Annotated in this window: 10 protein-coding genes, 1 tRNA gene and 1 pseudogene; 1 reads left to right on the top strand and 11 read right to left on the bottom strand. The window is 48.4% G+C overall.

Annotation, left to right across the window (positions count from 1 at the left end; translation table 11 throughout):
* Window positions 1-82: 82 nt before the first annotated feature.
* The 6 genes from AB5H98_RS10795 to ruvC all read right to left on the bottom strand — a co-directional run bounded on the left by AB5H98_RS10795 (window position 83) and on the right by ruvC (window position 5571).
* Window positions 83-952, bottom strand: coding sequence for an energy-coupling factor transporter ATPase (locus tag AB5H98_RS10795; protein ID WP_367925907.1), 870 nt, complete (start codon window positions 950-952; stop codon window positions 83-85).
* A 28-nt stretch (window positions 953-980) separates the two neighbouring features.
* Window positions 981-1847, bottom strand: coding sequence for a class I SAM-dependent methyltransferase (locus AB5H98_RS10790; protein ID WP_367925906.1), 867 nt, complete (start codon window positions 1845-1847; stop codon window positions 981-983).
* Between the two features lie 59 nt (window positions 1848-1906).
* Window positions 1907-3265 carry a phosphoglucosamine mutase gene (gene glmM / locus AB5H98_RS10785; RefSeq protein ID WP_367925905.1) on the bottom strand — a complete coding sequence of 453 codons (1359 nt, stop codon included), beginning with the start codon at window positions 3263-3265 and terminating at the stop codon, window positions 1907-1909.
* A gap of 73 nt (window positions 3266-3338) precedes the next feature.
* Window positions 3339-4406, bottom strand: a complete 1068-nt coding sequence (gene ruvB, locus AB5H98_RS10780) for a Holliday junction branch migration DNA helicase RuvB (RefSeq protein ID WP_367925904.1) — start codon at window positions 4404-4406, stop codon at window positions 3339-3341.
* Between the two features lie 3 nt (window positions 4407-4409).
* Window positions 4410-5012, bottom strand: coding sequence for a Holliday junction branch migration protein RuvA (gene ruvA / locus AB5H98_RS10775; protein WP_367925903.1), 603 nt, complete (start codon window positions 5010-5012; stop codon window positions 4410-4412).
* A 37-nt stretch (window positions 5013-5049) separates the two neighbouring features.
* Window positions 5050-5571, bottom strand: a complete 522-nt coding sequence (gene ruvC, locus AB5H98_RS10770; RefSeq protein ID WP_367925902.1) for a crossover junction endodeoxyribonuclease RuvC — start codon at window positions 5569-5571, stop codon at window positions 5050-5052.
* Window positions 5572-5847: 276 nt separating this feature from the next.
* Here ruvC and AB5H98_RS10765 point away from each other — a divergent pair.
* A tRNA-Val gene (locus tag AB5H98_RS10765) sits at window positions 5848-5923 on the top strand.
* Window positions 5924-6137: 214 nt separating this feature from the next.
* Here the strand turns inward: AB5H98_RS10765 and AB5H98_RS10760 are convergent.
* The 5 genes and pseudogenes from AB5H98_RS10760 to AB5H98_RS10740 all read right to left on the bottom strand — a co-directional run.
* Window positions 6138-7619, bottom strand: a complete 1482-nt coding sequence (locus tag AB5H98_RS10760) for a response regulator (protein ID WP_367925901.1) — start codon at window positions 7617-7619, stop codon at window positions 6138-6140.
* Window positions 7546-9435 (bottom strand): sensor histidine kinase, encoded by a 1890-nt coding sequence (locus tag AB5H98_RS10755; RefSeq protein WP_367925900.1) that lies wholly within the window; start codon window positions 9433-9435, stop codon window positions 7546-7548. The genes AB5H98_RS10760 and AB5H98_RS10755 overlap by 74 nt, the downstream gene beginning before the upstream one ends.
* A gap of 100 nt (window positions 9436-9535) precedes the next feature.
* Window positions 9536-10363, bottom strand: coding sequence for a carbohydrate ABC transporter permease (locus tag AB5H98_RS10750; RefSeq protein ID WP_367925899.1), 828 nt, complete (start codon window positions 10361-10363; stop codon window positions 9536-9538).
* Complete coding sequence (locus AB5H98_RS10745) at window positions 10360-11232, bottom strand: carbohydrate ABC transporter permease (protein ID WP_367925898.1); 873 nt, start codon at window positions 11230-11232, stop codon at window positions 10360-10362. Before AB5H98_RS10745 ends, AB5H98_RS10750 begins: the two co-directional genes overlap by 4 nt.
* A gap of 79 nt (window positions 11233-11311) precedes the next feature.
* Window positions 11312-11701, bottom strand: a pseudogene (locus AB5H98_RS10740) (carbohydrate ABC transporter substrate-binding protein); the annotation flags it as partial.

Raw genomic sequence — 11701 nt, 5'->3', positions numbered from 1 at the left:
AAAGCTCACATCGTCTAACGCCACGGTTTCGTCCGGCATTCCCTGGCCATAAATATAACTCAAATGATCTACCCGTACAAATTCAGACATTCTGCGGGGGCTCCTTTCCCGTAAGGGTTTTATAAATGGCCGCAGCGCATTCTTCCGGCCGAATGACATCGTCCGGCATGGGAATACCAGCCTCCGTCAGTGCATGGCAAAGTTCCGCCGACTGTGGTACATCCAGATGAAGCGCTTTTACTTTCTCCACCTGACTGAACACCTGTCGAGGCGTCCCCTCCATCACAATACGCCCACCACTCATGACCACTACCCGGTCTGCTGTGGCAGCTTCTTCCATATAATGAGTAATCTGAACAACCGTAATCCCATAGTCACGATTCAGCTTATGAACTGTGTGCATCACCTTTTCGCGACCAATGGGGTCCAGCATAGCAGTAGCCTCATCCAATACCAGACAATCCGGGCGCATGGCGATCACACCAGCAATGGCCACCCGCTGTTTTTGTCCACCAGACAGTTTATGAGGCGCCTTTTCTCGATACTTGTAAATGCCTGCCATATGCATGGCATCGTCTACTCTGTCCCGCATTTCATCCGGAGGCACACCCAAATTTTCCAGTGCAAAGGCCACATCCTCTTCTACCACAGTTGCCACAATCTGGTTGTCCGGATTCTGGAATACCATTCCCACTTTCTGGCGCATCTCCATCAAACGCTCTTCATCCGTAGTGGGAATTTGTTCGATCCACACCGTTCCTGCCGCGGGCAGCAAAATGGCATTAAAGTGCTTTGCCAAAGTCGATTTTCCGCATCCATTGGCGCCCAGCACTGCCACATATTCTCCTTTTTTTACCTGCATGGACAAGCCGTCGATGGCATTGTTTCCCGTTTCAGAATACCGAAAAACAACATCTTTTGCCTCCAGCATAGTCTGCATCCGCTCACTCATTTTATTTCTTTCCATCCCTCTGAAGCCGTTACTCTGCCAGCCACCAAGCCGTTGCCCCACAAGGCACCGTACCGCCCGTAGCTGTGACCGGAAGGCCAATCTCATCACATTGCGTATGTCCGCCCCAACGGGATTCCACACGCGTTTTTAAAATGTATTCCATGACGCTAGGGGACAAACCAGTGGTATAACTATTGACCGCTACAAACAGCGGCTGATCACTGAGCACCCCTGTGCACAAATCAATAAAATCGTAAATGCTATCCTCTAGTTTCCACACTTCTCCGCCCGGTCCGCGACCATAGCTGGGTGGATCCATGATAATGCCGTCGTATCGAACACCGCGTCGAATCTCTCTGGCCACAAATTTACCGCAATCATCCACAATCCATCGGATAGGACGATCCGAAAGGCCGGATGCCGCCGCATTTTCTCTTCCCCAGGCGACCATTCCTTTGGAAGCATCCACATGGCACACACTGGCACCAGCCGCGGCACAGGCCAAGCTCGCACCTCCTGTATAACCAAACAGGTTCAGCACTTTGATGGGGCGCCCCGCCCCTTCGATCAAACGGCGATACGCGTCCCAATTGACCGCCTGCTCAGGGAACACACCCGTATGCTTAAATCCCGTAGGCGAGACGATCAAATTCAGATCTCCGTAACGAATCTGCCAACGCTCCGGCATCCGGCGGCGGTATTCCCATTTTCCACCGCCACTCGCACTGCGATGATAGACCGCATTCGCCTTATCCCACAAGGGACTTGTCCGCTGGTTTTTCCAAATTACCTGCGGATCGGGCCGGACCAAAATGGTGTCTTTCCAGCGTTCAAGTCGATTTCCGTCGGTCGCATCAATCAATTCATAATCGATCCAGTTCTCTGCTGCCCGCAAAATAGTCCCTCCATGCGGCATGCCCGGCGGACAAATAAGCCCGCCGGGTACATGCTCCTTTACTTTCTGGCGTGGATACGCTCATTGATTTTTACAGCAATACGATCTGCCGAAGCCGCGATGGCCTCCTCATCTTTTCCCTCGACCATCACGCGAATCAGCGGTTCTGTACCAGACGCACGCACCAGCACACGCCCCAGTCCCATCAAGCTCTGCTGCTGGCTCTCCACAAAACCTGCAATGTATTCATCTTCTTTATACCGAGCCTTCTGCTCATTGGTGGCTTTAACATTCACCGTGACTTGCGGATAACGCGTATACAACGCATTCAATTCACTCATCTTACATTTTTTCTCTGCCAAAGTGCGCAGCAACATGCCCGCCGTCAGTTCACCGTCACCAGTGGTAGAATGTTGCAACAAAATAATGTGTCCGGATTGCTCTCCGCCGATCACATATCCTTTGTCGCGCATTTCTTCCAAAACATATCGATCGCCCACAGCGGTGATGGCCGTCTTCATTCCATTTTGGCGCATGTATTCAATGAAGCCCAGGTTGCTCATGACAGTGACAACCGCCGTGTCCTCTTTCAGTTTTCCCTCCTGCTTCATGCCGGTGGCCAAGATTGCAATGATCTTATCACCGTCAATCTCTTTTCCGTTCTCATCCACCGCCAGGCAACGATCCGCATCGCCATCAAAAGCTACGCCACAATCCAGGCCGTTTTTCACAACATAAGCAGCCAGTTTATCAATATGGGTGGACCCGCAGCCCTCATTGATATTTCCGCCATCCGGCTCGTTTCCAATAAAATGGCAGTTGGCTCCCAACCGCGGGAACAAAAGGCTTGCGGGTGCGCTGGATGCTCCGTTCGCACAGTCAACTGCAATGTTCAATCCGGATAGATCCGCATCAATCGCATCCGCCAGGTACTCTACATAATCATTGAGCGCACTCTCTACACGCTTTACCGTACCAATTGCCGTGCCGGTGGCCAGAGTCAGTTCTGCACCATTGTTGAACACATGATGCTCGATTTCATCCTCAATTTCATCCGGCAGTTTATATCCCTCGCCGCCAAACAATTTGATGCCATTAAATTCCACCGGATTATGAGACGCAGAAATAACCACACCTGCATCTGCATTGTACTTGCGGACCAGATATGCCACCGCCGGAGTCGGAATCACTCCCAACAATTCCACATCGGCTCCCACGCTGCAAAGGCCGGCCGCCAGTGCACTCTCCAGCATATCGCCGGAAATACGCGTATCTTTTCCAATGATAAAACGGGGGCGGTGCTGCGTCTTTCCTGCCAAAACAGCCGCAGCCGCACGGCCGATCTGCATAGCCAGCTCAGGTGTCAGATCCTTACCTGCCACACCGCGTGCACCGTCAGTTCCAAACAATTTTCCCATTTTCAATCCTCTCCTTGACATCTTTTTATCCTACCGGATAAATATGAATAAATCTATCCATCAAGAACACTATTTAATAATCATCCATGGTCTGCTGTCCATTGGATTCCGGCGCTCCAGGCGCTTTTATTCCTAAATGCTCATACGCATGCCGCGTAACGCAGCGTCCGCGCGGAGTTCGTGTCAGATACCCGAGCTGCATCAAATATGGCTCACAGACATCCTCCAGTGTAACGCTCTCTTCGCCCAGCGCGGCGGCAATGGTCTCCAAACCAACCGGCCCGCCATTGTACATCTCAATAATGGCGCGCAACAGACTGCGGTCCATTTCATCCAATCCTATCTCGTCAATCCCCATTCTTCGCAGTGCCTCTTGGGCAATAGGCGCATCGATAACACCATCGCCCATCACATCGGCAAAGTCGCGGGCGCGTTTAAGCAGCCTGTTAGCCACACGCGGCGTACCGCGTGCACACTTGGCCATTTCCAATGCACCTTCCGGTCGGATGGGCACCCCCAGAATTCCTGCGGACCGAGTGATGATTTGAGCCAGTTCCTGAGGAGTGTACAGTTCCAATTTCAACAAAACACCAAATCTGTCCCGCAACGGACCAGTAATTTGTCCAGCACGAGTAGTCGCTCCTACCAAGGTAAACCTTGGCAAATTGATGCGAATGGACTGCGCAGACGGTCCCTTTCCAATCATGATATCCAGCGCATAGTCCTCCAGTGCAGGATACAAAACTTCTTCCACCTGTCTGGACAAACGATGGATCTCATCGATGAATAGGACGTCCCCTTCCTGCAAATTGGTCAGCAAAGCGGCGAGATCGCCCGGCTTTTCGATTGCAGGTCCGGAAGTAATACGGATTTGGGTGCCCATTTCATGTGCCACAATGCAAGCCAGTGTGGTCTTGCCCAGTCCCGGAGGTCCATACAGCAAAAGGTGATCCAGCGGTTCGCCTCGTTTTTTGGCCGCCTGAAGATAAATGCTCAGATTTTCTTTGGCCTTGTCCTGTCCAATATACTCCTCAAGGGTTTTCGGACGTAAACTGGACTCGTTGTCAAAATCCTCCGGCTCTGCCTGCGGACTGACCAAACGGTTGGACGCAGCATTTACATCTACGGTTTCCAGAGCCATGAGTTACCTCCTTTTTCCTATGCCTTGCAGCGCAAGACGAATCAATTCTGCAGTGGGCAACGAAGCATCTAGACCAGCCAATGCCGCAGCCGCCTCCGCTCCAGTATATCCAAGTCCTGTCAGCGCCGCAGCGGCGGCAGCCATTCCGCTCGCCGGTGCACCAGATGCCACCGGCGTGGAAAGATCCAAGCTGACCCCCAAGTTTTTGCCCACCTTATCCTTTAGTTCCAAAACGATGCGCTGAGCCAGCTTTGGGCCAACACCATTGGCCGCTGTAAACGCCTTATGGTCTCCTCCAGAGACAGCGAGCGCTATCCGTGCCGGATCCATCACACTGAGAATAGCCAAGCCCGCTTTGGGTCCAACACCAGACACACTGGTCAGGATGCGAAACATCACCTGTGCATCTTTTGTGGCAAAACCATACAGCGCAATATCGTTTTCTGAAACATTCATCTGTGTATACAGCGTGCAAACTTCCCCTACTGCCGGCAAAGCTCCCGCCGTAGTAGACGGTATCGCCGCCTGATATCCGACTCCACCGCAGTCAATGACTGCCATGTCGGGTGTCTTCTCCAAAAGTTTGCCTGTAAGACAATAAATCATATAAAACCTCCCGCCGGACCATGCCGTTCCCGGCTGTTCAATAATAGCCCATCTGCTGACGCCGCGTCTGCGCAATTCCGTACTGTTTGGAACGGAAACTGTACCCATGACAAATAGCCATAGCCAACGCGTCCGCGGTATCGTCCGGTTTTGGAACCTCCGGCAACCGAAGGATTCGGCGTGTCATTTCCTGTACTTGTTTCTTTGTGGCACGTCCGTAACCAGAAACACTTTGCTTTACCTGCAGAGGTGTGTACTCAAAAATCGGAACACCCGCCAACTTTGCGCACAAAAGAATTACACCTCTGGCCTCAGCCACCGCGATCACTGTTTTCTGATTGGTCGTATAAAAAAGTGTTTCGATGGCAACAGCATCTGGCTGTACAGTATTTAAAAGCTGTGTCATATCGGTATATATCTCTTCCAACCGATCTTCAAACACTGTGTGCGAATGGGTGGTAATGGCGCCGTATTGCAACGTGGTAAACTGGTTGCGACTGTATTCCACAGCGCCAAACCCCACGATGGCATAGCCCGGGTCAATGCCCAGAATCCGCATAACGCTTCTTCCCCCATTCTACAATATGAACTGTTTTAGTATACCACAAAATGCCTGTCAAGACAACAAAAATCACGGTCAAGGGAGAAGTTTCCCACACCACTGTTTTTCCGTGATATTCCTCGAATTTTTGCCTATTTTCGGTAGCGCCATCAAACTTTTTCCATCCTCCCAAACCGCTCACTAGCAGCAATTTCTATGCGTTCTACATTTTTTAAAAAAATTACTTGCAATTTTTGCAAACCTTTGCTATAATAACAGAGCTGAAATTCATATGGACGGTTAGCTCAGCTGGTAGAGCACCTGCTTGACGTGCAGGGGGTCAGGGATTCGAGTTCCTTACCGTCCACCACAAGGAAACCACGTTATGCAGTTATTTTAACTGTGCAGCGTGGTTTTCTTTTTTGGTTACCCCCAATACAACGAACACAGTAAAAAAGCCTCAACGTGTAATAAAGTTGAGGCTTTCTTATTCATTTAAGGCCGTTTAAGCGATTGAAACGGTCTCACCGCGGCAAGTAGATTGTGTATCGGGAGCAGCAAATACACTCGAATACAAATGGCCCCTATTTCTCTCGGACTCTTTCCATGTACTGCGAGGGAGTTTCTCCTGTGACTCTTTTGAATACTTTTGAAAAATAGAACGGATCTTCATACCCCACCTGTTGTGAAATTTCCTTTGTGAGAAGGTCGGAATTTTTCATCAGCATCTGCGCCTGCGAGATTCGCAGCCGAACAATATATTCACCTGGGGACACTCCATATTGCGCTTTAAAAAGGCTGCTGATATAAGAAGGGACAAATCCAAATTTTTCGGATAGCGTTTTGTTGGAAATATCCCGGCGGTAATTGGCCTGCAAATATTGTTCCACTGCCTTTGCCACGCCTTGTTTGTCCGTCACCGCCTGCATCGGCCCAAAACTCTTGTCCACCAAAAAATCCATTTGCTTTTTCATCTCATCCAACCGAAAGGTATTTTCCAGAATAAAATCCAACTCTTCTTCCACCTTCCAATAGGGCTGGTTGGACGAAGCACGAAGACAAAGCCCGTTAAAAAAATGCTTGAACATCGCGGTCGCTTCCATACGGCGCATGGGAACCTGCACTGCCTCGTCCAGCAAGATGCGCAAATTCCTCTTAATTTCAGCAGATTGAAAAATCTCCTCTTTTTTTAGAACATTGTCCACATGCGAGACAATGTGTTCCGGAATCATGGGTTTCGCTACAGGTCCGCCACTGTACAGAAGAAGAGCCGGCTGGCAAAACAACAAGTTCTTATAAAGGTAGTCTCTGGCTTCATGATACGCACGGCGAAGTTGAGAAAGCGAAATTGACGCAGTGGAGACCAAAATGGTCACTCTGTGTCCCGTCGCCTGAAGTCGATTGTACAAAGTGCGAACTGCAAAAATATCGACCAATCTCTTATCACGGGAAAGTACAACTTTCTCCATTTCGGAACGCCCATCCAAAATCCATGTAGAGACTTCTGGAAAAACCACATGGAGCGCTCCCGCCAAATCCACCGTTTCCCACATTTGCTCCACATCGCAAAAGGGCGTATCGTCCATGCGCTCGCACTCGTTGCCGTAAACCACCAGCATTCTACATTCTTCTTGGGGCAGCCTGGAAACATTCTTTCCCAAAAGGGCATCTCGCAGCAAAGCTTCCCAGTCCATCTGCTTTTTTTGGACAAATTTTGTTTCGATCTGACCCAATAGTGCCTGAAAAGCACTGTCCTGAACCGGCTTGAGCAAATAATCCATCGCATGGCACGCGCATGCTTTTCGTGCGTACTCAAAGTTCTTATAGCCACTCACTACCACAGACATAACATCCAACTGATTTTGGTCAATATATTCCAGGATCTCCAGTCCGCTGACGATTGGAAGGTTAATGTCCAAAAAAGCGAGGTCTATATGTTCTTTTTGCAGATATTCAAGCGCCTCACGCCCATTTTGCGCGGCCGCCACAATTTCAAAGTTCGGCCCCGCCTGCTGAATTTTTCGGCAAATGCTGCGAAGAATCGGCGGTTCGTCCTCCACCACCATCACTCGAATCTTGATAAAGCACCCCTCCTATCTTGATGCGGAATCCGCCCTCCTTCGGCGACTGCACTTCAAAAATAACATTTGATCCATACAAAATAGAAAGTCGAATCAAAATATTGTAAATGGACAACCCGCCAATGCGCAGCTCACCCATCAGGTCCTGCGCAGTCTTGGACTGAACCTGTGCAAACTTCTGATACAGCTCATCTATTTTTTCTCGCTCTGCCCCAGTCCCATTGTCTTGTACTTCAAAACTCCAACGTGTTGCATCCGTACGCAGCGTAATATCCACACACCAAGGAAACTCGCAATTCTTAGTCCCGTTTTTAAAGAAGTTTTCTACAAGGGGCTGGAAAATAAATTTGGGAATATAATGATCGTACGCATCCCCCACAAAGTTGACTGAATAAACCAGATGATCTTCGTATCGCTGCTTCATGAGCTCCAAATAGTTGATGGTATTTTGAAGCTCATCCTGTACGCTCACCAGAGAGTCATCGTAATCGCTGGAATAGCGAATCATTTCGGACAAAAGCTGACACACTCCCGGTATTCTGGAATAGTTTTCTTCGTCCGCCATAGCCGAAATAACCGAGATAATGTTATGGATGAAATGCGGGTTCATCTGCGCTTGGAGCGCAAGCATATGAGATTGAATTTCTCCCACTTGTGCCGCCATTGTTTTTTCCATCGAACTGCGGAGGTTCTTCATCATATTTCCAAAGGCGTAATTCAACTGAATCAGTTCATCCATCTCTCCGGGCATTCGCAGCGGCTCATCGCCAAAACTTTGATTGGGATCCAGATTTTCTAACACGCCGCACAAATCCGCAATGGGCTGTGTGACACGCCGAACCAGCAAATACTGTCCCGTCAGCATGACTGCCACAATCAAAGCCGCAGCTATCACCATGCCGCCCAGTGTTGTCCACAAAAATTGCCGATATGTACTTCGATCCTGAAGAAGCACGAGTTTTAAACCGTACTTTTCCAATTCCTCTGACCTGGCATTATAATCTTCTGAAACGCTCCAAAAAGAAGCATTCTCACTTTCATCCAAATCCATTTGCTTGACCAATTCCAACGCCTTATCTGTGGCGTTGTATTCCAGAAGAATCCGATTTTTATCATCCAGCAAAAAGCCCTGTAAATCCGTGCTTTCAAAATCATAGTACTGGGCAAAATTCTTGACCTGATATTGAACCTCTACATATCCCACTGTCCGGGCCGGTACAATGCTGGTATCGTGAATTTCGCGCCGTACAGCAAAAATCGCTTCTCCATTCTGACTCAAAAACGGATCCGCAGAGTAAATATGATAAATTGGTTCTCCGCCGCCTTCTTCAAAGGACTTGCGCAAAGACTGCGCAAACGGAATTGTTGAACCAGACTGAAGAAACCGATAATCCACAGCCGTACCTACGTATGTAAAGTCATTCGCATCATTCAGCAGGCAAATACGGTACACAGAATTTCTTTTAAGTATATAAGACCACATAAAACGCTTCATTTCCGCATCCTGCGAAAGCATTTGCGTAAAATAGTTTTCCGGATCTTTTGAATCGTGCAGTCCACTAAACACATCTACGGCGTAAACATTTGCCGACAACTGAAGCGAAATCTCATCCAGCATTTCTACAGCCATACTGATCTGCGAAGCTACGTTTTGCGCCAGAAACTCCATCTGTTGCTCTTGATTCTGCCGGGTGATCCGGACATAGTACGTGCCGATTGCCGCCGTAAGTACCATGACCAGTACAATGACTGCCGCTATACTTCCCAACACAATTTTTCTGCGAAAACGATATTTCAGCACCGGACCACCTCCTGTCTATCGTTTTTCAATTATAGCACAATCTCATCGGGAAAACAGAACAAACCACAGAGATATCCCTGTGGTTTGTTTTTCCAAAAGATCACCCTTTAACCGAGCCGGAAACCATTCCTTCGACAATGTATTTCTGAAGGCACAAAAACAAAATCAACATCGGCAGAATTGTAAGCGTTAGCGCACCAAATACATACTGCCAATCCCGTTGATACTGCCCAAAGAAATTATAAATTGTAAGGGGGACTGTCCAGTTTTTAGAAGAGCCAAAAAAGAACAACGGAATCATAAAGTTGTTCCAAACATCAATGGCGCTCACCACAATGTTGGTCACTAAAATCGGCTTCATAACCGGAAGCAGGATCTGAAACGAAAGGCGCAAGAAACCACATCCGTCAATGGTCGCCGCCTCATCGATTTCACGTGGCACACCTTTTACAAAACTGCAGAAAGTCATAACAGTAAAAGGAAGGCGTAAAGCGACAAACAGACCGATGACCGCAAGATAGGTGCCATAAATGTTCAGCACCTTCAACATTGCAAACGTCGAAGCAATCTGAAGGGTAATAGTCAATCCGAAAATAAAGTAATAATAAATTCCCGTAGAAAGGCGGCCTTTGCGGCGTGAGAGCACAATGCCCGCCAAAGCTCCGAAAACAATGGAGAAAAAAGTTGCCGGCACAGTAATCAAAATACTGTTTTTGTAGCCGTTCAAAATTTTTCCTTTTTCAAATACGTATAAGTAATTTTCAAAGTGAAATTCAGAGGGCAGTGCCAAATTAAATGCACTGGCTTCCGCCTGCGTTTTTACAGAACCCAGCAGCATCATAACAACGGGTACCAGATAAATCAACGCAAACGCGGCCAAAACCACGAAGATGATCCAATTGGCTGTTTTTTCTTTTCGTGTGATCATGCCTCTACCTCCCGCGCTACAAGGATCCGATTAAGCAAGAAGGAGATCAGCATAACAATCGCGCACAAAACGACACTTCCAGCACTGGATTCTCCTAAAAATCCCAGAGAAAAAGATTGATATACGTACGTGGAAAGCACTTGCGTATCAAATCCGGGCCCACCATTGGTAATTACGTAAATGATATCGAAAACCTTTAATCCACCGGAAATTCCAAGTGTAATAACCACCGTAAAAGAGGGAGCGATCAGCGGCAGCGTAATATTCTTGAATCTCGCCCAAGGGCTGGCTCCTTCGATGCTTGCATACTCATAATAATCTTTGGGAACCGCCTGAAGAGCAGACAGAAAAATAAACATATTAAAGCCTGCCCACATCCAGCTTTCAATCAAAATTACCGAGCCAATTGCTGTTCCATAATGCGCAAGCCAGTCCACCGGCTCACTGCCCATCCCCAGTCCGGCCAGAGCATTGTTCAAAAGTCCCGTTTTTGCAAGAATTGCTTTAAACAGAACACCCACTACCGTCACGCTCAATACACATGGCGCATAATAAATGGTTCTCAAAACTCCGTTTGCCGGAATTTTGCGTACCAAAAGCAACGCCAGCACAAGTCCGCCTACGGTTTTTAAAACGGTCGTACAAATCGCAAACAAAAACGTATTCAGCAGTGAGCGCAAAAACACCGGGTCCTGCAACAGTGTAACATAGTTTCCAAGCCCGCGAAATTCCGGCGTGTAAAAACGTCCAATGTTCCAGTCCGAAAAGGAAAACACCAAACTCGCCAACAAAGGCACAATCGAGAACAGCGTAAACACGAAAAGTGCGGGGAGCAGCGCCCAGTATGGATAAATTGATTTTTTCTGCATGGTTTCACCCCTCTTTTCTCATATCTGCATAGATAAGGCAGGGCTGCCGCACAAGCGCCAGCCCTGCCAGAGCCGAAACTTAGGTCCAGCCCTCCACTTTCTTTTCTGTCTGATACTTGTCAATATCCTGCTGGAAGCGATCCATTACTTCCGCACCGGTCATATTGCCTTTGTACGGTGCTTCCAGGAAATACTGCCACAATGTATTGGCAAACAAAGGTTGCACATCGTTAAAGCTCTGGTCAAACTCTGTGACGGTCTTACCCTGATCCACATAGTCGGCATAGATCTGCTGCACAGTTTCGTCCATATCCTCGCGGCGTCCGTCGACTCCTTCAAAGTTGGGATCGCCGGGTTTGGTTTCGAAATACAAGTTGCAATATTCAGGAGTGCTCCACAGATCAAAGACTTTCTTAATAGCCTCTGCATTTTCCGTATCTTTGTTCACTGCCACGCCAGCAGAAGTGGG

Origin of the sequence: uncultured Ruthenibacterium sp., assembly GCF_963558415.1 — a bacterium.
In the GTDB taxonomy this organism is placed as follows: Bacteria; Bacillota; Clostridia; order Oscillospirales; family Ruminococcaceae; genus Ruthenibacterium.
This window is presented reverse-complemented; position numbering and strand designations above follow the sequence as displayed.